This is a genomic window from Paenibacillus albiflavus (assembly GCF_004344915.1).
Classification (GTDB): Bacteria; Bacillota; Bacilli; order Paenibacillales; family NBRC-103111; genus Paenibacillus_AM; species Paenibacillus_AM albiflavus.
The window spans coordinates 1-26,102 of the sequence record NZ_SKFG01000026.1 but is presented as its reverse complement, the minus strand read 5'-3'; the positions used below and the strand labels follow the sequence as shown (position 1 = coordinate 26,102).

Here is a 26,102-nt window from a genome sequence, read left to right as displayed (position 1 = left end):
TGAGTTACTCAATAAAATTGCGAAGCAATTGCAGACCTGACTCCGTCAGAATCGATTCCGGATGAAATTGAACACCCTCAACCTTGTACTGTTTATGTCGCAAACCCATTATTTCTCCATCTTTGGTCCAAGCACTGACCTCCAGACAATCTGGCAGCGTTTCTTTGCGAACGATCAATGAATGATAGCGTGTAGCGACGAAAGGTGATGATATCCCTCGAAAAATCGTTTGGCCATCATGGTAAATTTCGGAGGTTTTGCCATGCATCAAATTAGCGGCACGAACAACTTCTCCTCCGAATGCTTGTCCAATCGACTGATGTCCGAGACAAACACCGAATATCGGTGTGGTTTCTTTAAAATGATCAATAACTGCAAGTGAAATACCAGCTTCGTTCGGTGTACAAGGTCCTGGTGAAATCAGAATGCGATCCGGCTTAAGCTCCTCAATCCCTGCAAGATCAATCTCATCATTGCGATAGACGACTGGCTGTTCCCCAAGTTCACCTAAGTATTGCACTATATTGTAAGTAAATGAATCATAATTATCGATTACGAGAATCATGGCTTAGCTCATCCTCCGCTCTGGCTCTTTCTTTTAAAAGGCCTCATTCTTAACTCTACTATTCATCAGCTCACTGTACCTGATCGCTTTCCATACAGCCTTCGCCTTATTTAGCGACTCTGTATATTCCTTGGCAGGTACAGAATCAATTACAATTCCCGCTCCTGCTTGCACATACCCCTTACCTTGGCATTCAACAAGAGTCCGTATAATAATATTAAATTCCATATCACCGTTATAGTCAATCCATCCCATAGAGCCTGTATAAGGACCTCTTCCGACAGGTTCTAGCTCTTCAATAATTTCCATCGTCCGAACCTTAGGCGCACCGGTGATCGTTCCCCCAGGGAATGTTGCAGCAATCGCATCGTAGGAATCCTTATCATTTGCCAATATCCCCTCGATTTGAGTCACGATATGCATGACATGCGAGTAATACTCAATAACCATAAATTCATCGACCCGTACAGTACCGTAAGCCGAAATACGGCCAAGATCATTCCGCTCAAGATCAACAAGCATCACATGCTCGGCACGTTCCTTTTCGTTATTGATCAATTCGTCTGCCAGTCTTTGATCTTCCTCTGCATTTGCACCACGAGGTCTAGTACCTGCAATAGGGCGTGTACGAAGAACGCGATCTTCTCTTTGAACTAATAATTCAGGTGAAGCACTCACCAAGGCAAAATCCTGAAAACGAAGCAGCCCCATATAAGGAGAAGGATTGATGATTCGAAGCCACTCATAAATACATTCGGCATCCGATTTCAGCTCACAGCTTTGACGCACTGATAAATTAACTTGGAACACATCACCTTGCGCAATATAATGCTGAATACGCTGAACAGCATGTTCAAAATCAGCTCTTGAGAAGGCTCTTGTCAGACCCTTCATGGATTCCAAATCAACATCAAGCTGTCCTGATTCAACTAGCGCTCCTGATTTAAGCAATTCATCACGTTCTTGTCTCTGCTGCTGACCATAAGAAGAATGGATAATTTCATTCCATTGGTCCACCATTCGGAGCGCTTGAAGCTCAGCTTGATCGTAAGCAAGGCGAAGTAATTCAAGCTTGTTGTCCACTAAATCTGGTGTAACCTCCGTATGCACAGCTACAAATAAAGCAGCTTCCTGATGATCTATTATCCATATCTGATCATACAATCCAAACACATAATCAGGAATTTCAACATCACGCTTAGCCTGCATAGGCAATTTCTCAAGCGAACGAATGACATCATAACCTAGGAAGCCTACGCAGCCGCCAATAAATTTGGGAGCTTCCTTAACCTTTGGCGCGTGATAGGGCTTCATCCAATGCTTTATCGCCTCTAGAGGAGGCAGCTGTAGCTTATTAGATGATGTTGCATTCCATACATCAGCTTCTTCGATCGTTCCACGAATGACAGATTTGGGCTGCATGCCAATAAAGGTATATCGCCCACCTTTACCACTCTCCAGAACGAATGATTCTGGCGCCGCCTTTTGCCATACTTCCTCCCATGAAGCGACCTTCAGCATATCCCGATTGTTCGCATAGTCTATACGTTTAACGAACGGAAGCACAGTATTTTTATCGTCCTCTATCCAATTAAGCCATTCTTCAAATGTTGTAAGATACACTACTAGGCTTCCTCCAATGCATACGATGATATCAATTATTGTTTTATTTTAACTTATTAGTGAAAAGAAAAACAGCAATTAGAGATAACCCTAAATTGCTGTTCTGTAATTCAAACTGAGAAGCTATGAGATTAATCTTCAAATTGATACAACGGTGTCGATAGGTAACGCTCACCATTGCTTGGAATGATCGCAAGCACACGTTTGCCCTCACCAAGTTGTTTAGCCACTTGAAGTGCCGCATAAATTGCTGCACCTGAAGAAATTCCACCTAAAATACCTTCTTCACGTGCTACCCTACGGGAGGTTTCAAATGCGTCGTCATTCTCAACTGGAATAATCTTATCATATATTTCGGTATTCAGAATATCAGGGACGAAGCCTGCTCCAATACCTTGAATCTTATGCGGCCCTGGCTTACCTCCAGATAGTACTGGTGATGCTGCAGGTTCTACTGCATAAATTTGAATACCAGGAAAGCTGTCTTTCAACACTTTACCCGTACCTGTTATCGTTCCACCTGTTCCGATCCCTGCCACGAATGCATCAAGCTTGCCATCATGTCCGTTAATCGCTTCGACTATTTCTGGACCTGTCGTATTCTGATGAACTTTAACATTAGCTAAATTCTTGAACTGCTGTGGCATAAAATAATTCGCATTCTCCGCTTGGATTGCCTCAGCACGAGCTATAGCTCCCTTCATGCCCTCTGCTCCAGGTGTCAGTACGATCTGAGCTCCATATGCACGAAGCAAGTTACGACGCTCCAGACTCATTGTCTCTGGCATAACGAGGATCGCTCTATAGCCCTTGGCTGCTGCAACCATAGCAAGGCCTATTCCGGTATTGCCGCTTGTTGGTTCAATAATCGTGTCACCTGGCTTTAGAATTCCTTCTTCTTCAGCTGCTTCCACCATTGCAATTGCAATCCGATCTTTAACACTTGATCCGGGATTTTGATACTCCAGCTTCACATACACTTCTGCGCTACCCTCTGGCACGACACGATTAAGTCTCACGATCGGAGTATCACCGATTAATTGAGTTACATTCTGTACAAGCTTTGCCATCCGTCATTCCTCCTTATATTTAAAACTATATATTTCCGATTAAATTAGTTGGTATTTAAATATAATGATAACAATCCAATTCAAACCTGTCAATAGGACCATAACTGAATATTCTCAAAATTTACATGATAAAACGATTATCCAAGATAATCGCTCCATGCTTCTTCCTTAATTGTTCAACAATATCTTTAACAGGCAATGCATTCTGTAAGGCTAACTGCTTGCGTACTTTCTCCCGTACATTATCTTCTGGCTCTTGTTGTTCTTTTTTGAGCTCAAGTAATTTAATAATGGCGTAATTACCATTACTCAGCTCAACAACACCACTAATTGTTCCGACCTTAAGCTTATCCGCTGCGTTCAGAATTTCGACTGGAATAAATGGATCATCATTCTCCACCCAGCCAATATCACCACCTTCTACTGCAGAAGCATCATCAACAGAGCGATCACGTGCAATTATGGCGAAATCAATTCCTTTATCAAGCTCCTTCATTGCTTTGATGGCGTGTTCACGTGTAGGTAATATCATTTGCTGAATGTGAAATTCTTTGCGAGGTTTGAACTCTTTTTGATGTGATTTCATATAATCATTAATTTGTTTATCTGTAATTGTGATATCCTTGGTTGCGATTTTCTCTAATAATAAATTATATTCCGCATCCGAGTGCAAATCTTCTCTTGATAAGCCGAGCTGCTGCTTCATCGCATCGTAATACTCATTCATATCCTTATAACCAACGCTCATCCGTTTAAGCTCTTCTTCAATCTCCTCTTCCGACACAGAGATCCCCGATGACTTTGCTTCTATACGAACAGCTTGATTATCGATCATCCGATTGAGCATTTCGTTACCATAGCTACGAACTAAATTTTCATATAATTGGTCTGCTGTAATTTCTATATCACCAATCCGTGCAATTACATTGTTCGAACCCGCTTGGCCATCTGTTCTAGATGAAGCTCCATTAGTCCCCTTGCCGCCAAATAAACTGACGAATAGAACAAACAACAGAACAGTAGCACATAAGCTCACACCCCCGACAATTAACAACAGCTTGATTCTTCTCTTATCCATATCCGTTTGATGCCTGCCTTAGTATCAATCTAATTTATCAACTAACTCCTGCAATTGCTCCTGGGTGAAATTATACTTCTCATTGCAAAAATGACATACGACCTCGGCGCTCTCATTCTCATCTCTTAAAGATTCAAGCTCTTTCTTCCCAAGTGTTAATAAGGTTTGCTCAATCCGTTCTAAAGAGCAGCTGCATTTAAAACTTATGTCCATTGATTCCATCACTTTGGTGGATGGTATCACCTCTTTAAGAATCTGTTCAAGCGTCAAACCCTGTTCGAGCATATTGGTCATTGATGGAATTGTAGCTAGCTGCTTCTCTACTTCTGTAATTTCTTGATCTGTTAAGCCCGGCAAGAGTTGGATAATAAAGCCTCCAGCAGCTTTAATCTTGTAATCTACATCCACTAATACGCCCAAAGCAACTGCAGATGGTGTCTGTTCTGATTTGGCAAAATAATAGGTAAAGTCCTCTGCTAATTCACCTGAAATAATAGGAATCGAGCCACGATAAGGCTCTTTCAGTCCTAGATCCTTAATTATGTACAGATAACCGTCTGTACCTACTGCACCGGCTACATCAAGTTTGCCAACCGAGTTAAGCGGAAGATCTACATCAGGATTCGTTACATATCCGCGAGCTTCGCCCTTTGCGTTAGCATCAACTACGATTTGGCCGATAGGACCTCCCCCTTTGACCTGAACAGTAAGCTTCTCCTCTCCTTTGAGCATAGCGCCCATCATCAATGCTGCTGCTGCTGTACGTCCTAGTGCTGCTGCTGCCGTTGGAGTCGTGCCATGTCTTTGGTGAAGCTCTTGTGTTAACGCAGTCGTCTGGACAGCGAATGCTCTTACCTTTCCTTCAAGCGCTGTTCCTCTAATCATGTAATCTTTCATGAAGCTGCACTCACTCCCTGCTGGAATTATCTCTATATATTACGGTCGTAGATCAATCTTAATCCTTGTAAAGTTAAAAGCGGATTTACCACATCGATTGTTCTTGATTCCGAAGCAATTAATTCAGCCAAGCCTCCTGTGGCAACAACAGTAGCCTTAGCACCGAATTCCTCGCGAATCCGCATCACAATTCCATCGACTTGTGACACATATCCATAAATAATACCCGCTTGCATCGCTGTTACCGTATTTCTACCGATTACGCTCTTCGGTTTAACAAGTTCGATTCTTGGTAATTTAGCAGCTCGTTGATACAAAGCCTCTGTGGAAATCCCAATACCAGGCGCGATGGCAGAGCCAATCAGCTGATGCTTTTCATCAATATAATCATAGGTCGTAGCTGTGCCAAAATCGACAATTACACAAGGAGCGCCATATAGCTCAAGCGCAGCAACGGCATTCACGATCCGATCAGCGCCGACCTCTTTAGGATTATCTGTACGAATGTTAAGACCCGTTTTGATTCCAGGTCCTACGATGTATGGTGTTTTATGAAAATATCGTTTGCACATCGTTTCGAGTGCATTAATGAGCGGAGGTACGACAGAGGAAATGATCACACCTTGAACTTGCTCCAGTTTAATATCGGCATATCCGAACAAATTGTATACCATCATGCCATATTCATCCGAGGTAGCCGAACGATTCGTACTTACTCTCCAATGATGGATTAAATCATTCTGCTTGTATAGACCTAGCACAATATTCGTATTCCCTACATCCACTACCAAAATCACCGAGCTGCACCACCCTTGCGTTCATTCAGATCGAGTGATATATCAAGAGCAGGCACAGAATACGTCAGTCTCCCAACCGAAATAACATCAACACCTGTTTCTGCTAATGCTCGAATGTTCTGCGGATTAACCGATCCTGAACCTTCTACGATAACATGCGGCGCTTGCTCTCGAATGATAGCAACTGCCTGCTTCATATCACTAGCCGACATATTATCGAGCATAATAATATCTGCTTTCGCATGAATCGCTTCATATAACTGTTCGAAATCTTCTACTTCGACTTCTATTTTCATCGTATGAGGAATTTCAGCTCTCGCAGCAGATACAGCGGCTGTGATGCCACCTGCACCTTTAATATGGTTGTCCTTAATCATCACTGCATCATACAGCCCAAAACGATGATTATGACCTCCTCCTACTCGTACAGCATACTTCTCCAGCAACCGAAGTCCAGGTGTTGTCTTGCGCGTATCGACCAATCTAGTTGGCAAACCTGCAATCGCTTGGACAAATTCATTTGTTTTGGTGGATATTCCAGATAGTCGCTGCAATAAATTAAGTGCTAAGCGTTCACCAGTTAGGATGCTGCGTGTGCTTCCTGTAACAACAGCCAGAATATCGCCTTTCTTAACCGTATCGCCATCTAATTTCAACGCTTCAAATTGCAGACTGGAATCAAGCTGAGTGAAAACCAATGCCGCTACTTGTAGTCCGCATACGATCCCATCCTCTTTAACATGAATAATGCCTTTGGAATGATGCTCAGCTGGAATTGTTGTGATGGCAGATACATCACCTGTACCGACATCTTCTTGCAGCCAGTCTTTAATGTTATTGACGATTAAATCCAGATTAAGGTTGCGCATTTACGATCGACTCCTCTAAAATTCCTTGCTCTCTTAAAAATTGAATATGTTTAAGCCAAACCTGGTCTTCCCGATTTGGAAAATCTTCTCGATAATGTCCACCGCGACTTTCTTCTCTTCTTAATGCGGCTTCAGCCGATAATAAAGCACAAATCAATAAATTAGTGAACTCATATTCTTCACGTCTTGTCAGCTGATTATTAAAAATAGCAAGCTGTCTCGACAATTCTTCCAGACCCTTCTGCAAGGTTTGAGCTGACCGTTTAAGTCCCACTTGTCTTAGCATGACTTTCTGAAGCTTAAGTTTTCGCTCTACGGTTGGCTGAATCGGCAGCTCGGTACGATTTAATTGATCTTCAGGACGAATAGCGATTTTCTTCTCATGTTCAGTAAGTCGCTTCAAGGAATGGATTCGTTCAATAATGCGTCTCCCAAATACGATTGCTTCAGAAAGCGAGTTAGAAGCAAGGCGATTCGCGCCATGAACACCTGTTGAAGAGACTTCGCCACAAGCAAATAACCGTTTAACATTCGTTTCTCCATGAAGATCCGTCTGAATCCCGCCCATCATATAGTGAGCTGCAGGAGCAACTGGTATCCAGTCTGAGGATAGATCCAGTCCAAATTTCATGCAGTACTCATATATGGTCGGGAACCGATGCTTCACCATTTCCTCCGATTCATGCGTAACATCGATATACACATAAGTTGAACGTGTTTCTTCCATCTCCGAAACAATAGCACGTGCAACGATGTCACGTGGAGCAAGCTCCAAGAGTTCATGGTAGCGCTCCATGAATCGTTCACCGCGAATATTTCGCAGGTAAGCACCCTCACCGCGCACAGCTTCAGAAATTAAGAATCTTGGCGCACCTGGATAACATAGAGAAGTAGGGTGGAATTGAATAAATTCCATATCCTGAATAATCGCACCCGCACGATAGGCAAGCCCAATACCATCGCCAGTGGCTACGTCCGGATTTGTTGTATACCGATATAGCTGTCCCGCACCACCTGTACATAGAACTGTCGCATTGCCATAGACAAGAACTCTGCTGTTATCTTGCTTTTGCACAAGTGCACCAATACATTCTCCATTATCTGCTGTTAATAAATCGATAACAAAGTGATCATCCCACAATTCAATGTTCGGATGACTTCTAACCTTCTCGGATAATGCACGTACGATTTCTGCACCAGTCGCATCCCCATGTGCATGCAGAATTCGCCGCTGACTATGCGCACCTTCCCGTGTTAGAGCAAGCTCACCATTCTCAAGATCGAACTCCGTCCCGAATTGGATAAGTTCGCGCACACCGCTAGGACCTTCATGAACAAGGACATCTACAGCATCGTGTGAACACAATCCTGCTCCAGCCATCAAGGTATCCTGCGAATGATATTCTGGAGAATCCTCATCTGAAATGACAGCGGCAATTCCTCCTTGCGCATGCTGCGTGTTCGAATCAAGCAATGATTTCTTCGTAATTAACAGTACTTGATGGGATTCGCTTGCCTTAAGCGCAGTAAATAAACCCGCTATTCCTGAGCCGATCACAATAACATCTGCATCAACCTTAGGTAAAGAGTCAAAATCAACATCAACTAAATATCGTGGAATCACTCTGCTCATCTCCCAATCCTTTACAAGCAACAAAGTGCTACTTGACTTGTAACATGCGTTCTAGCGATAATCTTGCCTGATCCGCAATCTCTTGTGGAACATGAATTTCCGGCTTCATGGTCTCTAGACAACGAACAACCTTCTTCAGATTGTTCACCTTCATGTTCGGACACACCAAGTATTTAGTTGCAAAATAAAACTGCTTATTCGGGCTATCCATCCGTAATTGATAACCTGTGCCATCTTCTGTACCCACGATGAATTCTTGGCAATCCGATTCACGGCAATATTTAATAATCGCTGTTGTTGAGCCCACAAAATCACCCATTGCAACAACTTCAGGACGACATTCCGGGTGAACAACAAACTGGGCATTTGGATGCAGCTGCTTCATTTCTTCCACATCCTTAACTGTCAACATATCATGTGTGTTGCAGTACCCTTCCCAGATGATCATCTTTTTGTTTGTGAATTTAGATACATAATCGCCCAAATTTTTATCCGGAACCCAGATGATCTCATCTGAATCAACCGAATTAACCACCTTAAGCGCGTTAGCCGATGTACAGCAAATATCTGTCTCTGCTTTAACGTCTGCAGAAGTGTTAATGTATGCCACGACTTTAGCATTCGGGTGCTGCTTCTTAAGCTCTCGCAAACCGTCAACATTCACCATGTCTGCCATCGGGCAGCCCGCACGCTCGTCTGGAATAATGACTGTCTTATTAGGAGCTAGAATTTTGGCACTTTCGCCCATAAAGTGAACACCACAGAATACAATAACATCAGCATCCGTTTCTGCCGCCTTCTGAGCAAGCAAGAAGGAATCCCCTCTAAAATCAGCAATTTCCTGAATTTCATCACGTTGATAATAATGAGCAAGAATGATCGCATTACGTTCTTTCTTTAGCTGCAGTAAACGTTCCTTTAGCTCGCGATTCTGTTCTTCCTTATGTGCCAAAGCTAATGCTTCCACCATATTGACCCCCTCAAATACCAAAGCATTCTATATTACTAACAAGATATTAAATATCTGAACTTTATATAGCTAAGTTCACAACTAAATTTACACAAATTTCTTATACACTGTCAACCTAAAGTGGCCGCCGTTCGTCCTTAAATTCAAGAAGAAACGGTTTCACCATCCTTAGAGGAGGTGCGTGTCCGTTTCTTAAGGTATTACTTAGAATTTATGACACGAAAGTTATAAATTCTATAATACTGAAGAAATGGCACCTCAGAGGTAGGTAGTCCCCAAACCTCTGAAATGCCATTCAATGTGGAATCCAAATAATCTTTGGTAAGTTTACCCACTATGATTATTCTTCATCTTTATTATTTGGATTTTTGGTAGCTTCAACATCATCTTTCTTTGGTTCAAGTTGTGTTGATTCCTCTAAGTTAATCTTGTTATCGCTACGCGCTTCATCGCTAGTTCCGATGTTAACTTTAACGTCTTCAGCTTTACCGCCGAAGCCATTATTATTCGCTTCCGTGATCTCACCCTTCTCCAGCAAATCAACGATTTGATGCTTATCCAGTGTTTCACGGGACAAGAGTGCTTGTGCAACCAAATGAACTTGATCCGTGTATTTGGTCAGAATATCCTTGGCACGTGTGTAGCACGCATTAATCATAGTCTGCATCTCTTGGTCAATCTCATAAGCAATTGCATCACTATAATTCTGTTCATGGCCGATATCGCGACCTAAGAATACAGTACCTTGTGTTGAACCGAATTGCATTGGACCAAGCTTCTCACTCATACCAAATTCCATTATCATACGACGAACAATATTCGTTGTTTTCTGGAAGTCGCTATAAGCACCTGTACTTATTTCACCAATAAACAATTCTTCTGCAACACGTCCACCTAGTAGACCTGTTACCTTATCAAGCAGTTCAGTCTTCGTTTGGTTCATTTGATCTTCGCCGCTCTTAGGCAGCATCATTACATAACCGCCAGCACGTCCACGCGGTACGATTGTAACCTTGTGTACCATATCGGCGTTCTCTGCATGGTAACCAATAACTGCGTGACCTGCTTCATGGTAAGCAACTGTCTTCTTCTCTTTATCAGAGATGACGCGACTCTTCTTCTGCGTACCCACAATAACACGGTCAAATGCTTCTTCGATCTCATCCATCGAAATATCTCGGCGATTACGACGGGCTGCGATCAGCGCTGCTTCATTCAATAGATTCTCCAAATCTGCGCCTGAGAATCCAGTTGTATATTTCGCCAAATCATCAAGTCTTACATTCTGCGTAAGCGGCTTATTGCGAGCATGTACTTTCAGTACAGCCTCACGGCCTTTAATGTCTGGACGATCAACCGTAATTTGACGGTCAAAGCGACCTGGACGAAGAAGTGCAGGGTCAAGAATATCCGGACGGTTCGTTGCAGCAACAATGATGATTCCTTCATTGGCGCCGAATCCATCCATTTCAACTAGCAACTGATTAAGTGTTTGCTCACGTTCATCGTGACCGCCACCTAGACCAGCGCCACGTTGACGACCGACCGCATCAATCTCATCAATGAAAATAATACATGGCGCATTCTTCTTCGCATTCTCGAACAAGTCACGAACACGGGATGCACCGACACCGACGAACATTTCCACGAAATCAGAACCTGAGATCGAGAAGAATGGTACGCCTGCTTCACCAGCTACAGCTCTTGCCAAAAGTGTTTTACCTGTACCTGGAGGACCTACTAGAAGGACACCTTTAGGAATGCGAGCACCTACTGCGGAGAACTTCCGCGGATCCTTCAAGAATTCAACAATTTCAACGAGTTCTTGCTTCTCTTCATCAGCACCAGCAACATCTTCGAACGTAACGCGCTTCTTCTCATCATTATAGAGACGCGCTTTACTCTTACCGAAGTTCATTACTTTGCCACCGCCGCCTTGCGACTGGTTAAGCAAGAAGAAGAAGAGTACAAACATGATCACAAGCGGTAATAACGTTGTCAGGAAGCTGAGCCACATGCTCTCACGCTGCATCGGAATATATTCCTGACGTGCTTTGCTGTCAGCAATCTCATTCAGTACAAAGTCACTTGAAGGAGCACTTGTTACAAATGTCTTATTATCCTTCAAAGTCCCGCTAATCACATACGTATATGCTTCAAATTGAACTTTTACGGATTCCACTTTTTCAGCCTTAAGCTCCTGGCGGAACTCATTATATGGAATTTTGTCCGTCTGTTCATTTCGGTTCGTTACGAATGTAACGATACCTACAACAACTAGAACAACTATTAAATAAAAACCACTAGTCCTAATGAACCGATTCATCCTCTACCACCTCTCAAACGGCACGCTTTTATTATTTTACCACAGCTGTTAAATGCATCACAACAAAGCACGGACATGCTGCTTGCTACTGGATGCTCAGTGGGAATAAATCTCTGGCTTTAAAATGCCGACAAAAGGTAGATTGCGGTATTTCTCAGCATAGTCAAGACCATATCCTACAACGAATTCATCTGGTATCGTAAAGCCTTTGTAATCTGGCTCTAGATCCACTGTTCTGCGTTTAGGTTTATCAAACAAAGCTACTACTGCGATGGATAGCGCATTTCTACGCTCTAGAACATCGATTAAATAGCTTAGTGTAAGACCGCTATCGATAATATCTTCTACAATGATGACATGTCGTCCTTCAACAGGTACATCAAGGTCCTTGAGAATTTTCACAACACCTGAAGACTTTGTTGAACTGCCGTAACTTGATACAGCCATAAAGTCGAGTTCAAGCGGAACCGTAATATTTTGAACCAAATCAGACATAAAAATGAATGCGCCTTTTAATACACAAATAACAAGCGGATTTTTGTCCGCGTATTCGACCGATAATTGTGCACCTAATTCTGCTACTTTTGCTTGTAGTTCTTCTTCACTGTACAGTACTTCTTGAATGTCGTTAAGCAAGGATGAATCCTCCTACATCATAATATGAGTACACGCCTGTTTCCATTCTAAGTTGCCTACTCCTCAGATTCAAGTTTTATATGCAGGATACGTTTGGTCTTGTTGGCATCAACAAGTGCATGTCTTGACCGTCTAAGGCCTGGTATCCACAACACTCGATCTCCTTGATCAACAATTAGTGGAATGCGCTCTCTCTGTCTTGGCGGTACTTTTGCATCAATGAGCATATTTTTTACTTTTTTAGAACCATTTAAACCATACGGCTCTATGCGATCCCCATTCATTCTACTCCGAACGATTAAAGGGAAATGAACTTCGTTCAAATCGAACCAAGCTTCTTGGCAATCAGTTCGCCCTGACGAATCAATAGGCATCCCTTCCTTGAATTGATCTTCATGCACGTCAAGCACCTGCAATGCCACAACACTACTTATAACACTGATGTCTGCCTGCATCTTGGGCTGATCGATTAAATAATAAAACGATTCCGTTTCCAATATTTTCTTAACAAAGATTACTTGATCATACTCTCGAATAACATGAACATCACGATCCAAACTTATCCTCTGTGTGGTCGGACTATCCCGTACAATCATTTTGCGAATGTGATCAATGCGTATAAAGTCAAGTAATTTATCCGAGGAAACAAGATAGTTTAATATTAATTTAATCACACGCCGTTGTAAAGCAATTGAGCGCTGAATAAACAAGCTCCGTGCAATTGAGTATTCGCCATCCTTTAATGTCACAAGTTCCTTAGCTGCATGGATTGTCTCATGCTCCATATGCTCATCCTCTGCACGCATCATGTCAGCAAGCCTTACAAGCGCATCGGGAAAATGTTCATTAAATTGTTGCAAATAAGGCATAACATCAAGTCTTATTTCATTGCGAAAATATTTTCGAAGCTTATTGGAAGAGTCTTCATAATAAGTTATGTGCATCTCTTCACAATAAGCAATAAGAGCTTCTTTGTTTATACGTAGCAAGGGCCTAATGAGTTGCACATTTTTTTCAAGTCTGCTTGGCAGTATGCCTGCCAAACCCGAAGGACCTGTTCCTCGAAGTAATCGCATAAGTACCGTCTCAGCCTGATCATCCGCATGATGCGCTAAGGCTATTCGATTGGCTTCATATTTATTTGCAACCTGATGCAGGAATTCATACCGCTTCTCTCTTGCCGCAACCTGCGAGTTTAATGAGGTCTGTTCAATGTATGCTGGCACATCAATGACGCCTACTTCACAAGGGAGCTCAAGAGATGCGGCAAGCTCCTGTACATAAACCGCTTCCTGCGCGGATTCCTCTTTGCGAAAATTATGATTCACATGCGCAACGACTAATTGCCAGCCATGCTGTTTCTTCATCTGATTCAAGATATGCAAAAGCGCCACCGAATCAGATCCTCCCGAAACAGCGACGACGACTGTATCACCTTGTTCGATTAAGTGTTCCTGAAAGATTGCTTTCTCTACAGCATATGCAAGACCCACCACAGCACCTTCCTTTCTTGATCGGTTTAGGGCCAATATAGGTACACGGTAACTCCGAGCAGTACGATAGATAAAGCAAAGCACCAAGGCAACCAGCTGCCGCTGCCAGATTTAGTGGCAGAAGAAGTTGTTTTGGGCAAAAGCTTACGCCAAGCTTCACATGCTGCTCGGGTTGAATTCAATTGGCCGCTTATCGCTTGGTGCAAGAACATTTTTGCTGAATTTAGCTTCTCACTGCGATCTACAAAATCCTTAAGATCTTGCAGATTCCGATTTTGAGGCAGACCTTTTGCTAATTTGGATAAACTATCTTGTGTATCGACAGTTCTCATGATGAGAATTGCAAATGCAAATAGATCATAGCTATCCTCTGCTACACGACTTCCCGCTCCCCAGAAGCCACGATCATATAGCTCAGTGAACTGCTTAACCGATCTCCCCTTGGCTGTCATGCCGCCAAAATCAATCAATTCCACGTGACCATATGAGGAAACAATGATGTTCTCCATTTTCAGATCACCGAATACGTAGCCTTGATCGTGAAGCTCTTGTAATTTGCGAAGGAGGTTCATCCCAATGAGGTATAGCCAATCACTGCCATGTTTTTGAAGAAAGCTTGCAATTGTCGTCCCCTCATGAAACTTCATTACAAAGAATGGATATTCCTTGCCACTCACGATTACATCATCTACATCAATGAGCATCCCGTGAAAAGAACTAGTAGATTTGGATAAGGTTCTAAGCGCATTCACTTCAGACATCAGATCAACTGAATCGTATCCAACCTTTAGCGCGTATTGTGTGCCTCCTCGGTTCACTAAGAACACTGTGCCATTCGATCCAGCGCCTAATGTTCTAACGATTGTATAAGCACGATTTCTCCACTTGCCTCGGATTGTCGAGCCTACCGCAAGTCCGAGCTCCTCAGACGACGTAATCACCTAATATCCCACCCTTGCCTTCATCCGCAAACGGCTGTTCATGCCTTTCTGATCGATCCATATGATCGGAAGTGCTCGCAATATAATGAACGAGCTTTAATAACGCGGGTCCCGTTGGGGTTGTACCCTTCATGTTTATTTTATAGAACATCTTGTCTACTTTTGCAAGATCACTCGTCCATGCCGAATCCATGGCAATCTCGGAGTCTGTTCCTACTGAGCTAGGAAAATGAAACACAGCCATCTCGCTCTTACCCATTCTAGAGCGAAGAGATATAACTAGATCTTGCAGGGCTTCCCTTACTGCAGTAAGCTTAGGCTTCATAGAAGCACTCGCATCTACCAGTACAGCAACTCGTAGATCAGCGCTCTCTGTCATCTCGTCGATTACATGTACAACCTCAGCCCGCTTATCTGGCGGCAACTGTGATATATTCGTATCCCCTAGTATTTGCCTCAGTTCTTTGCCAACGGCTTGCTCAATTGTACCCATCACCGTTTTGCGCGTCATCATTTGGACAGTCTGGGATAGTTGCTTCGAAGAAACAATCCGGCTCATTCCTCCGCCTGCTTGCGCAATTTCCTTTATTTCTTGTGAACCGAGTTCACCAAGCTCGCCATAATCCACTACCCCGATTACATTCACCGTAATTCCTTCTTCTCTAGCAAATGCAGCTGCTATAACGGGACTCGTCCCTACATTCGAACATCCATCTGTTATCAGTATAATTTGTCTCATCATGCTCTATCATCCTCCACCCTCATTCACTTTCTACTAGTTTTGCCAAAAATGAGAGGAGGTAAACAAGATGGAGATTCTATAATACCATCAAAAAAAGTTGGGCAGAGCCCAACCTTCGGGGTATTCAATTATTTTACAATGCGAGCCCTTGTAATTTCAAATATGCACCTCATAAATGCAGCGTCTCTTCAGGTAATAACTGTTTCCGTCTAATCGGTTGAACCTCCCAATAAGTCGCTATTCGCCAGAGCCACTCCATCGGACCAAACTCAAATCGGGATAGCCACCATTTGCTTATTCCTACTTGTATGCTGAAGAACAGCACGCATATTAGCATACTGCTCCATAACGGAAGCGCAGCAGTATTAGGGATGAATAACGGAACAAGCAGCACAGTAAAGATCGTTTGCAGCAGATAGTTCGTCAATGCCATACGACCAACATAACGGAATGGTCGCAGAATCATCTCCAATTTCTGCTTGTTAAGAAGCAGAATGATCGTCGTAACGTAGAACGCAGCCAACGATTTGCCACCTAAATAAATATACAAATAAGCTTTATTCGAAGCATATGCCGCATTTGTCATGTAATAGGATATAATTGGCACCCAGCAAAGAACAGATAGAACGAGCGCAGTCCATTGTACGATTCGAATAGGCGTTGCGAGCTCCTTGGTGCGATTAAACAGTTTAATCTTGGCACAATACACACCAAGTGCAAATAATCCTAGAATTTCTGGCGTGTAGCTGATCCAGCTGAGCATCTCATAATTAACCAAACCAACAGCACGCTGCAAAAGGTCGGCAGTGTAATGAGTATATGTGTTATTGAACAACATGCTGGGTATGAACGTGTCATAACTACTCAAAGTGCGCTGCATAAAATTGTACGATACCACGATATATAACAGCAATAACGTGAGTGATACGATCAACACTGTTTTGGGCTTAGCGCGATAGAAAAAAAACAGCCAAAATCCCTGAACGGCATACAGGGCTAGAATATCTCCATTCCACAATAGGATCATATGGAGAATGCCCATCGCAAATAACAATAATAATCTGCGAGTAAATAAGGCATTCATTGATTTCCCTTTGGCTTCAGCTCGGCTCATGAAGAGATAGAAGCCTATACCGAACAAGAAAGCAAATATCGAATAGAACTTCGTTTGAATGAGTAAATCATAGATAAGCCGAACGATCGAATCAATTCCATCATAGGCTCTAAACAGATAACGATTTTCAATACCAAGCATGGAAGGAATATTAACAAAGAAAATAGCAAATATAGCAATCCCTCTAATGATATCAAGGGAAACAATTCTGTTTTTCTCCCTAACAGAGTGATTCATTCCTCTACCGTCCTATGAATAGTTTAGCGTAACTTCTTAATATAGAAAACCATATTATACCTGCCTTGTAAACTATTCATGCCTAGTCATAGGCTAGCTAACCGTCTTCGTTCTTTCAATGCGCGTAAATCCAGGCCAGCGGAACGTAGCCCATTCTGGCAATCGCTTATCGATTCTTGCAACGACGATCGTCATATCATCTTGAACTCCACTCGGACTAAACATAAGAACCCGATTAAGCAAGTTATCCGCAAAATCCTGTGTCATTGTTTCATCTATTTCGCTAATAACACGCTTCATCCACATTTCTTTATTAATCGCATGCCCAGGGGCGTCATAAATACCATCCGTCATCATAATTAACAGATCGCCATCTTTAAGCGACTTCGTCACAAGATCAATTTCAATATCCTTGATTATTCCGACGGGCAAGTTGCTTGCTTTGATAGCAATGACTTCTGACCCTCGTTTAATAAAGCTTGGTGTAGAGCCGATCTTCAAGAAAGTTGTTTGGGCATTAAACAGATCAATCAATGCCATATCTACCGTCGCATACATCTCATCTGGTGAGCGAAGTAGAAGAACAGAATTAACAGATTTGACAGCAAGTCGTTCATCCATGCCCGATTGCAGCAGTTGCTGGAGAATCCCAAGCGCAGCCTGACTCTCCGCACGGGCACGCTCTCCATTCCCCATACCATCACTTAGCGCTACGGCAAACTTCCCATTTCCAAGTGGTGCAGCACTATAGGAATCACCTGACCAAACAACATCCGAAGGTGTAACCGAAGCGACACCTGTTTCAACACAATACTCGCTAGCTGAACCGAACATAACCGATGAATACCCCTCCCAATAGGTTAAACGCTCCTCATTCATAACTGCGATGTTCTCCCCAAGAATTTCACTCAGCAATGGTGCAATAATTTTCCTGCATTCGTCATAGCCATTTGAGTACTGATGAATCATTTCAATTTCGACTTTTCCCTCTTCCAGGCAAATGACATCAATGCTATGAATGGATAATCCTAGCTCCTCAAGTGCAGAGCGAATTTGCTCCTCCTGCAAAAATAACTGCTGACCTTCGCGTTTAATTTCTTTAGCCAAGTCCTCCATTACTTGCGACACACCTGTTAGCTGTTCAGCTACGAGCTGCCTAGAATCGGCTATTTGTCTCCTCCAGTGCATATTGTTCTGATAGAGAGCATATTGTTCTTTCATAATGCCCAGCACAACCTCTGGTTTGACACACACCCTACGCCATGCCAGTGGTATATTCTTGTCACCAAATCTCTCATTAAGCTCAATCTCTGTCATCATATTGGTCATATATTTATATGTTTGATAGAAAGATTCATCCCAGCACTTGCCACGTCTAGGGCAATTCGAGCAGGAGCGCTCCGACACCTCATTCATGAAATGACCAACATCATTTTCCTTCTGAACCGATAAGTTATCTGAAGTTAACTGCTTGAATGATTTAGCCAGCTGCTTGAATACTTGTGAAAATTGTTCAACCCTGCCAGCAGTTGCATCTCTTATACGCTTGGCATAATCCTGCTGTCCCTTCAAATGTTCTTGTGTACCTGGCACGAATTTCGCAAGCATTTTAAGTATGCCGCTCGGGGTAAGCAGAAATAAAGTAATTGCGATTAAAGATTCCAGCAGCGAATTCATTATTTGAGCATTGTCGCCGATATAAATAGATAAAATCGCTGATCCGATAATCATACCTAGTGCAGCAGAAATTCTCTTTCCTTCTTTCATCATTCCTGCGAGCATGCCTGAGAACGCTAATAAGCTCATTTGGAACAGTGCTTTAGGATCAGCAAGACTAAGAATGATGCCTGTGATTACCCCAACAGATGCACCCAAAGGCGCACCACCAACGAATGCAAAAATAAGAATAAGATACCGCGACATCACATATTCCACATTAATCCCGCCTGGTGTCCAGCCAACCGTTCCAGTCATCACAGAAGCTAGCAGAATGATCAAACATACAATCTCTTCATTCTTTAGTTGATAGTTTTTACGTGAGAGCGTAATAACGGGTACAGCTTGGATAAAAATAATCGTCAACACCATACTCAGCAAGGCTTCAACAGCAGTCATTAAGAGACTATACCAACTCAAATCTATCATAATGAGCAGTAAGAATAGTTTTACGAGAAAAGATGAAGCAAATACCAAAATCGGCGCAGAAGATATATCCGATTTCTCATATTTTTCCATACCCTTTTGAAACAAATAGAAGACCACTAGTTGAGTAACCAAAAAAACCGTATGTGGTGTAGGCGATAATAAAGAGCCTGCAAACAAAGCAACTCCTGTCCACGGTACCAGATCTCGACGTTGAAAATACATCACAGCCAGAAAGCTCAGTGCAAATGGAGATATTTCCTCAAGTATCGTAGCCCTTCCGAGCAGGAATGCCATACACAGCAGCAAAAAGGACCACTTTTGAGTGATAGTAGCTTGTACGAGCCGATTATGCTTAACTTTGGAGAACAAACCTATTTTTAATTTCGTCCATGTTCGAAGATTATTTGCTTGACTCTCACCTTGCTGTTTCATACCCATCACTTCATTCCACCACCCAAACCTATTAGTGTTCTCTATTATAGGAGGGTGTCTACTAGAAAGTTTGTCAGAATCAGTTGGCGGTACAAAAGAAATTTCCGACACATTCAAACAGCTTGTCAAATGTAAGCAACACCTACTGCAATGCAGACTTCAGCTTGAAAGCTTTCATATTTGATTAGGAATGCCACAGCAAATGAGCAGCATTTTCCATAGTATGCCGTAAGGATATGTCGATAGGCTAAAGCAAGTTTACACATGTTCAATTTTATTGACAAAAGAATACAATATGATAAATGGTGAGGGAGATGGCGCTATGATCATTCTGAAATCAAATGATGAAATACGTAAATTGAAAGAGGCAGGTGAAGTTGTTGCCGCTTGCCATAAAGAAATAGCTGGAATGATGAAGCCCGGCGTAACGACACATGAAATAAATGATAAGGTAGTCAAAATAATCAACAAGCTTGGCGCAAAGCAAGTCATCAAAGGCTACCGCGGGTTTCCTGCTGAAACCTGCGCATCTGTTAATGATGTTATTGCGCACGGGTTTCCGAATGACACCCCTTTGCTCAATGGGGATATCGTTACGATCGATATCGTAGCAGAACTCGATGGCTGGATTGGAGACTCCGCATGGACATACGCCATAGGCGACATATCGGATGAAGCGAAGCGATTAATGCGTGTTACCAAAGAGGCTTTGTACAAAGGAATTGAGAAATCCATAGCAGGCAATCGCCTCGGAGATGTCCAGCATGCTGTCCAATCTCACGCTGAAAAGAACGGATTTTCAGTTGTCCGCGAATTATACGCACATGGGGTCGGAAGAAACTTGCATGAGGATCCTGGCTATCCGCATGTGGGGATGCCAGGCAAGGGGATTAAACTCAGAGAAGGAATGGTATTCACAATTGAACCTATGATCAATGTCGGTACTTATCTCATGACAATCGATGATGATAATTGGACGACACGCACATTCGACGGCAAACTGTCGGCTCAATATGAGCATACGATTGCAATCACTTCAAATGGGCCGCTTATTTTGACGGATCAGGATCATTGATTGGAGTCTAGGAGCATCCAAATTGCCGCATCGCGGACGGGAGCACGATCGGGCCGCGCTCGAAACGTGCGAACGGTAAAAAATTTCCTAACTTCAGAAACAAATTACCGATAAAGTACCACAAGTTGCCGCATCGCGTTCAGCAGCAAGGTTGGGTGGCGCTCGAAGCGTGCAAAAGGTAAATAATTTCCTAACTTCGGAAACTAATTACCGATAAAGTACCACAAGTTGCCGCATCGTGTTCAGCAGCAAGGTTGGTGGCGCTCGAAGCTGCGAACGGTAAAAAATTTCCTAACTTCGGAAACTAATTACCGATAAAGTACCACAAGTTGCCGCATCGTGTTCAGCAGCAAGGTTGGGTGGCACTCGAAGCGTGCAAACGGTAAAAAATTTCCTAACTTCGGAAACTAATTACCGATAAAGTACCACAAGTTGCCGCATCGCGTTCAGCAGCAAGGTTGGGTGGCGCTCGAAGTGTGCGATCGGTAAAAAAGTTCCTAACTTCGGAAACTAATTACCGAAAAAGTACCCTAAGTTGCCGAATCATGCGCTGCAGCACGGTTGATGGGCACACGGCAGTAGGGTTTGGTTTGCGCACTGCAGTACGGTTTGATACGCACAAGGCAGTACGCTTGAAAGTTGCTCGCAGCGTGCACTAATTAGTGGAACAAACAAGAAGAAACGCATCGTCCTTATAGGCGGTGCGTTTCTTAAGGTATTACTTAGAATTTATGACACGAATGTTATAAATTCTATAATACTGCAAAAAACCACACGTTGCATATACATGCACGTGTGGTTTGGTTCTTAGATTATACTAGTCACGTCTTCCGCCGCGTCCACCGCGTTTGGATTCGGTACTCTTCTTCAGTGATGAAATACGTTCTTCACTATCTTTAAGGAAACGAGACATTTTATCCTCGAACGTCAACTTACCCGCCGGATTCTTGAATCCGCCTCCGCGAGGGCCACGGTCTCCACGTGGTCCACGATCTCCACCAGGGCGACCACCACGATCTCCTCCGCCAGCGCCACCAAATCCGCTAGGACGACTTGGCCTTTCGCCAGCTCCGCTGCCGCTAGGGCGACTTCCTTCGAATCTGTTAAAACGCTCAGGTCGAGGGGCATCTGCAGGCTTTTCAATCGTCTGCTTAATAGATAAGCCTATTTTCCCGTCCTTGTCCACATTAATCACTTTAACTGTAACCTTATCGTCCAGTTTCAAATGATCATTTACATCCTTGACATAGTTATCTGCGATTTCCGAAATGTGAACAAGCCCGGTAACTCCCTCGGCAAGCTCGACGAATGCTCCAAAGTGAGTGATACCTGTCACTTTTCCTTCCAACTTGCTGCCCACTTCAATTGCCATAAAGTAAAATGTTCCTCCCTTAAAATTCTCAAAAAAAAGAATGCTACGCAGATTATACCCAATAAAACAAAGGCGGTCAACTCGTCAAACGCCTTAAATTATCGAATTAAGGCTGTGTCACCGAGAAAATTCTCTCGCCTTCTTTTACATAGTTTAATTCCTTGCGAATTTTCTGCTCTATATATTCTTTATCGTTTAAACGTTCGACTTCTTTCTTAGCCTTCTCGTTGGATTGATGCACCAACTTTAGTTGTTCCTCAAGTTCATTAAATTCAGCCCGTTTCTCTGCCAGCTTGCCTTGTTGATCCCAATAAATAACGCCTGCCCAACTAACTAGACATAGCATCATAACCATAACAAGACGGGATTTGCTACGCGAACGTTTAGCTCCTTTTTTATTGGATTTAGTCGATGATGGCGAAGCCATAACGGTAGCCTCCTCTTCCTTAAGCAACAAATAACTGAGCCATTTCTATTCATCCCCAAGAGGAAACGGCTATGCTGTCCTTTAGGGACGGGAGCGTTTCCTAAGGTTAATCAGAGGAAGTATGGTGAATACTTATACTTTCTGATTAACGAACAAAACGTTGTTTGATCCACAGCACTAATTTCCATACAGGATATAGCAATTGTATCATAATTTTGTACAAGAATATAGCGATTGCCTTTAAAAATCCAAATAGGATGATCACTACTTTATACAGAATAATTGCAGGCCTAATCAAGAATATATCAAATATTTTCAGGATAATACGATAGGTCTCTGTTACCATTTTAAAAATAAATAGGTAGATCTTAGTCACAATTTTGCCGAATACAAAATAATAAAGTAAAACACCCGCTACCATTCCGACAAAAACAAACATACGTAACTGTCCCTGATTGCTAGAATAAAGCATTTGGAAAATGAGAATCGTCGCCACGATCCAATATGTAATATCCATAGGGATGATTGTCCAGCGTGGAAGCTTAAGCTGTTCATACAGCAATCGGAACAAATCATAGATCGCTCCCATCGCCATACCGCCGCAGATCATCATAAATAGGGTCCAAAACTGAATTTGGAGCGTCATTTGAACAGTTTCCCAAAGATACCCTTCGTTTTACTTTGAGCATTACCATCGATGTATGCTGTTTCACTCACAAGTCCTTCTATGGCGACGAGCCCTTGCTCCAGGTTCAAATTCTTGATGTGTAAATTCTGCCCTCTAATCATTAAAAATCCGCATTCCGTTTCCAGTAAAAACTCCTCGCTGTCGAAGCTCTCCACATTAAGTACTCCTGAGATCTCCATCAATTTGCGGTTCAGCATCTTAATTTCTTGACGCTTCGATTTAGTCGGATCGACCACAGCCCGTCCCTCCTATTTGCCAAGTCTCCCTGAGACTTATTGCCGAATATGCCTTGCTACTACCTTCTATAGCTAAAATATGGACATGGCATAAGGTTTAGAACATGGAGTCACAAATAAAAAGCTGCCAATCCTTATTGGATCGACAGCTTGTACATACAACGATTAATCTTCATTCTTGTAGGGCTCTTCTTTGAGAACTGTAAACATCTTGGCAGCGTCTTCCTTACGAGTGGATTCAGTGAGAAGCTCAACCTTAACAGTTACCTTCTTCTGACCGAATTGAATCGCAATTTCATCGCCTACCTTAACAGCAGAACTCGCTTTGGCATCACGACCATTAATCCATACTCTGCCTTGATCAGACACATCCTTGGCAACCGTACGACGCTTAATTAATCGAGATACTTTGAGGAATTTATCCAGACGCATTACTTAACTGCTTCTTTAAGCTTGTTGCCTGCTTTGAATGCAGGTACATTGGACTCTGGAATTTCGATTTCTTTACCTGTTTGAGGGTTGCGGCCTACACGACCAGAACGTTTACGAGTTTCAAAAGTACCAAAGCCGATTAGTTGCACTTTGTCACCAGTGGAAAGTGCGTCAGTAATTTCACCTAAAAAGCCATTAAGAACGGTTTCTACGTCTTTCTTTGTTAAACCACTCTTGGAAGAGATGTTGTTGATTAGATCTGTTTTGTTCATAATTAACTTCCTCCTAAATCATCTTATGATAGATAAGAATAAGCAACTTTATTTTTGGTTACGGAATTTAATATTCTTTGTGTTTACGAGAATTCCTGCTTTTTGGCTTGTTTTTTTAGAACTTTTTTCGCCTCTTGCCAAAGACTTTCCATTTCTTCCAAATTACTTTGGGCAAAATCCTTCTCCCGCTTCTTCAATCCTTGCTCGATATATTGAAACCGTTCAGTGAATTTGCGGTTAGCCGCTGCGATTGCACTCTCAGGATCAACCTTCAACATACGCGCCAGATTTACGACAGCAAAAAGAAGATCTCCAAGCTCTTCATGCTGGTTATCAGCTGATTTAAGCTTGATCGCTTCACGGACTTCATCTAGCTCCTCGACGATCTTATCGATCACTTCTCCAGAATTCGGCCAGTCAAAACCGACAGTCGCTGCTTTCTTCTGCAGCTTCAAGGACTTCATTAAGCTTGGAAGCTCGCGTGGTATGCCATCCAGTAACGATTGCTCGGACAGATCAATGCCTTTGCTCCGCTTCTCCTCATCCTTCACAGCCTGCCAATTCGCTAAGGCTTCATCCGAATTGCCTGCTTCACGCTCACCAAATACATGTGGATGACGACGAATCAATTTCTCATTCAGCGTCTCTATGACATCATATACCGTAAATACACCCGTCTCCTCTTCGATCTGAGAATGCAGCATCACTTGCAGCAGCAAATCGCCCATCTCTTCACACATCGCATCCGGGTCGTCATCATCAATCGTCTCCAGCACTTCGTAAGTTTCCTCAATTAAATTTTTACGAAGCGATGCATGCGTCTGCTCGCGATCCCACGGACAGCCCTCTGGACTGCGAAGGATACTGACAATCTCATGCAAACGCTCAAAAGTACGGTTCAATAGCTCAGGAGACTCGCCACGAGGCACCCATACAAGCGATAAATTGCCATATCCCTCGATTTGATCGAGTTCATACAAAGGCACCTCAATCATCTGCTCAGCGCCTTGTACACCCAGCGCATGACCAACTACGACGTTATAATCGTCAGGATAGCGCTCCATCAATGACAATTTAACATCCGAAGCTGTAAAAGTATCATAGACTTGCCCAATAATTGTATGCATATTGGGATTGAGTTGATTTAGTTTTAGATCCGTTGCGTCCAGAAGCTGGAACCCATCAATCGGGTCGAATCCGAATCGAGTAAAAGCTTGATCTAGGAAGCTCTCGCCGCCCATGATCTGCAGCTCTACATTCGCTTCTGAACAAAGCTCGCGAAGTCTGACCACGGTAAACTCTGCGACCATCGGATGTCCAGGCACAGCGTAAACAATCTCTACGTTATCGGCAAGCGCATAACGAATCAATGCTTGTGCAATTTCCTCGTACACTTCTTCAAAGGTCGCCTTCTCCACATAAAGCTGATCAAATGATTCATAAGCGATCTGATTCTCGTTCAGGATCTCGATCATCGGATGCTGATCCGTCCTTAAATACAACTTATCCGCTTGCTGCAATTTGCGAAAACAGCCTAACGTAAGCTGGTCAGGATCCCCTGTTCCAAGCCCAAGTACAGTTATTCGTGCTGTCATAAGTAAGTCCCCCTTCTATCAACGAGAGTTGCGGCGCAGCAGCTTGCTTGCGCCTGGCATCATACGCGCGAGCTCAGGACTGAGGGCTCGCATCCACACAAGCCCGGCAGCGTAGCTGACGATGCCCGCTGTAACGGCGACGAGCGTCAGTACCGTCGCCTCAAGTCGCAGCGACAGCGGGTGATCCGCTGCCGCGAACATATACTCGCCCCCGTATAGGAGGGCGAGTACGACCATCCCCATCATCCCGCAGGCGATGATGGGGGCACCCACGCGGCGCATTGCCTCGCCGCGTGGAATAAGCGCGGTGCGCCCGTGCAGGCGCACCAAGTTCAGCGCCGCCGCCACGCCAAACGCGAGGATGGCGGCGACAGCTCCCCCCGTTATGCCATAACGGGGGACAAATACAACGTTGCCGATGATCTTAACGGCAACGG

The 26,102-nt window shown here is 43.3% G+C and carries 24 protein-coding genes and 1 pseudogene; 1 reads left to right on the top strand and 24 read right to left on the bottom strand.

Going from position 1 to position 26,102, the window contains the following annotated elements; all coding sequences use genetic code 11:
• Positions 1-4: 4 nt before the first annotated feature.
• The 16 genes from pabA to spoIIE all read right to left on the bottom strand — a co-directional run bounded on the left by pabA (position 5) and on the right by spoIIE (position 19,568).
• Positions 5-565: an aminodeoxychorismate/anthranilate synthase component II gene (gene pabA / locus E0485_RS19685; protein ID WP_132419782.1), complete on the bottom strand. Its 561-nt coding sequence runs from the start codon at positions 563-565 to the stop codon at positions 5-7.
• Between the two features lie 33 nt (positions 566-598).
• Complete coding sequence (locus E0485_RS19680; protein ID WP_328591327.1) at positions 599-2,188, bottom strand: anthranilate synthase component I family protein; 1,590 nt, start codon at positions 2,186-2,188, stop codon at positions 599-601.
• Positions 2,189-2,319: 131 nt separating this feature from the next.
• Positions 2,320-3,258, bottom strand: a complete 939-nt coding sequence (gene cysK, locus E0485_RS19675) for a cysteine synthase A (RefSeq protein ID WP_132419781.1) — start codon at positions 3,256-3,258, stop codon at positions 2,320-2,322.
• A 121-nt stretch (positions 3,259-3,379) separates the two neighbouring features.
• Positions 3,380-4,336, bottom strand: a complete 957-nt coding sequence (locus tag E0485_RS19670) for a peptidylprolyl isomerase (RefSeq protein ID WP_132419780.1) — start codon at positions 4,334-4,336, stop codon at positions 3,380-3,382.
• Between the two features lie 24 nt (positions 4,337-4,360).
• Entirely contained in the window at positions 4,361-5,233 is an 873-nt protein-coding gene (gene hslO / locus E0485_RS19665; protein WP_132419779.1) for an Hsp33 family molecular chaperone HslO, read from the bottom strand.
• A gap of 32 nt (positions 5,234-5,265) precedes the next feature.
• Positions 5,266-6,030: a type III pantothenate kinase gene (locus E0485_RS19660; RefSeq protein ID WP_132419778.1), complete on the bottom strand. Its 765-nt coding sequence runs from the start codon at positions 6,028-6,030 to the stop codon at positions 5,266-5,268.
• Entirely contained in the window at positions 6,027-6,899 is an 873-nt protein-coding gene (gene nadC, locus E0485_RS19655) for a carboxylating nicotinate-nucleotide diphosphorylase (protein ID WP_132419777.1), read from the bottom strand. The genes E0485_RS19660 and nadC overlap by 4 nt, the downstream gene beginning before the upstream one ends.
• On the bottom strand, positions 6,886-8,523 hold the full coding sequence (gene nadB, locus E0485_RS19650; RefSeq protein WP_132419776.1) for an L-aspartate oxidase: 1,638 nt from the start codon (positions 8,521-8,523) through the stop codon (positions 6,886-6,888). Before nadB ends, nadC begins: the two co-directional genes overlap by 14 nt.
• A gap of 37 nt (positions 8,524-8,560) precedes the next feature.
• The gene (nadA, locus tag E0485_RS19645) at positions 8,561-9,499 is read right to left on the bottom strand and encodes a quinolinate synthase NadA (RefSeq protein WP_132419794.1); all 939 of its coding nucleotides are present in this window, start codon (positions 9,497-9,499) and stop codon (positions 8,561-8,563) included.
• A gap of 343 nt (positions 9,500-9,842) precedes the next feature.
• Positions 9,843-11,828, bottom strand: coding sequence for an ATP-dependent zinc metalloprotease FtsH (ftsH, locus tag E0485_RS19640; RefSeq protein WP_132419775.1), 1,986 nt, complete (start codon positions 11,826-11,828; stop codon positions 9,843-9,845).
• A 96-nt stretch (positions 11,829-11,924) separates the two neighbouring features.
• Positions 11,925-12,464, bottom strand: coding sequence for a hypoxanthine phosphoribosyltransferase (gene hpt, locus E0485_RS19635; RefSeq protein WP_132419774.1), 540 nt, complete (start codon positions 12,462-12,464; stop codon positions 11,925-11,927).
• Positions 12,465-12,520: 56 nt separating this feature from the next.
• Positions 12,521-13,957: a tRNA lysidine(34) synthetase TilS gene (tilS, locus tag E0485_RS19630; protein ID WP_132419773.1), complete on the bottom strand. Its 1,437-nt coding sequence runs from the start codon at positions 13,955-13,957 to the stop codon at positions 12,521-12,523.
• Positions 13,958-13,983: 26 nt separating this feature from the next.
• Positions 13,984-14,898 (bottom strand): protein kinase domain-containing protein, encoded by a 915-nt coding sequence (locus tag E0485_RS19625; RefSeq protein WP_235857645.1) that lies wholly within the window; start codon positions 14,896-14,898, stop codon positions 13,984-13,986.
• Positions 14,882-15,637, bottom strand: coding sequence for a vWA domain-containing protein (locus tag E0485_RS19620; RefSeq protein ID WP_132419792.1), 756 nt, complete (start codon positions 15,635-15,637; stop codon positions 14,882-14,884). The genes E0485_RS19625 and E0485_RS19620 overlap by 17 nt, the downstream gene beginning before the upstream one ends.
• 172 nt (positions 15,638-15,809) lie before the next feature.
• Positions 15,810-16,991, bottom strand: coding sequence for a DUF418 domain-containing protein (locus tag E0485_RS19615; RefSeq protein ID WP_132419772.1), 1,182 nt, complete (start codon positions 16,989-16,991; stop codon positions 15,810-15,812).
• Between the two features lie 93 nt (positions 16,992-17,084).
• On the bottom strand, positions 17,085-19,568 hold the full coding sequence (spoIIE, locus tag E0485_RS19610; RefSeq protein WP_407944864.1) for a stage II sporulation protein E: 2,484 nt from the start codon (positions 19,566-19,568) through the stop codon (positions 17,085-17,087).
• A gap of 322 nt (positions 19,569-19,890) precedes the next feature.
• Between spoIIE and map the strand changes: the two genes are divergently transcribed.
• Positions 19,891-20,643, top strand: coding sequence for a type I methionyl aminopeptidase (map, locus tag E0485_RS19605; RefSeq protein ID WP_132419770.1), 753 nt, complete (start codon positions 19,891-19,893; stop codon positions 20,641-20,643).
• An 817-nt stretch (positions 20,644-21,460) separates the two neighbouring features.
• Here map and E0485_RS19600 read toward each other — a convergent pair.
• From E0485_RS19600 to E0485_RS19565, 8 genes and pseudogenes are all read right to left on the bottom strand, one after another.
• Entirely contained in the window at positions 21,461-22,015 is a 555-nt protein-coding gene (locus tag E0485_RS19600; protein ID WP_132419769.1) for a S1 domain-containing RNA-binding protein, read from the bottom strand.
• A 106-nt stretch (positions 22,016-22,121) separates the two neighbouring features.
• On the bottom strand, positions 22,122-22,442 hold the full coding sequence (locus E0485_RS19595) for an FtsB family cell division protein (protein ID WP_132419768.1): 321 nt from the start codon (positions 22,440-22,442) through the stop codon (positions 22,122-22,124).
• Positions 22,443-22,587: 145 nt separating this feature from the next.
• Positions 22,588-23,088: a spore cortex biosynthesis protein YabQ gene (gene yabQ / locus E0485_RS19590; protein ID WP_132419767.1), complete on the bottom strand. Its 501-nt coding sequence runs from the start codon at positions 23,086-23,088 to the stop codon at positions 22,588-22,590.
• Positions 23,085-23,327 carry a sporulation protein YabP gene (gene yabP, locus E0485_RS19585; protein ID WP_132419791.1) on the bottom strand — a complete coding sequence of 81 codons (243 nt, stop codon included), beginning with the start codon at positions 23,325-23,327 and terminating at the stop codon, positions 23,085-23,087. Before yabP ends, yabQ begins: the two co-directional genes overlap by 4 nt.
• Before the next feature lie 204 nt (positions 23,328-23,531).
• The gene (locus tag E0485_RS19580; RefSeq protein ID WP_132419766.1) at positions 23,532-23,798 is read right to left on the bottom strand and encodes an RNA-binding S4 domain-containing protein; all 267 of its coding nucleotides are present in this window, start codon (positions 23,796-23,798) and stop codon (positions 23,532-23,534) included.
• A complete protein-coding gene (locus E0485_RS19575) occupies positions 23,798-24,070 on the bottom strand; it encodes an HU family DNA-binding protein (protein WP_132419765.1) in 273 nt (90 codons plus the stop codon). Before E0485_RS19575 ends, E0485_RS19580 begins: the two co-directional genes overlap by 1 nt.
• A gap of 83 nt (positions 24,071-24,153) precedes the next feature.
• Positions 24,154-25,665 carry a bifunctional methyltransferase/pyrophosphohydrolase YabN gene (yabN, locus tag E0485_RS19570; protein ID WP_132419764.1) on the bottom strand — a complete coding sequence of 504 codons (1,512 nt, stop codon included), beginning with the start codon at positions 25,663-25,665 and terminating at the stop codon, positions 24,154-24,156.
• Between the two features lie 18 nt (positions 25,666-25,683).
• A pseudogene (locus tag E0485_RS19565) lies at positions 25,684-26,102 on the bottom strand (polysaccharide biosynthesis C-terminal domain-containing protein); the annotation flags it as partial.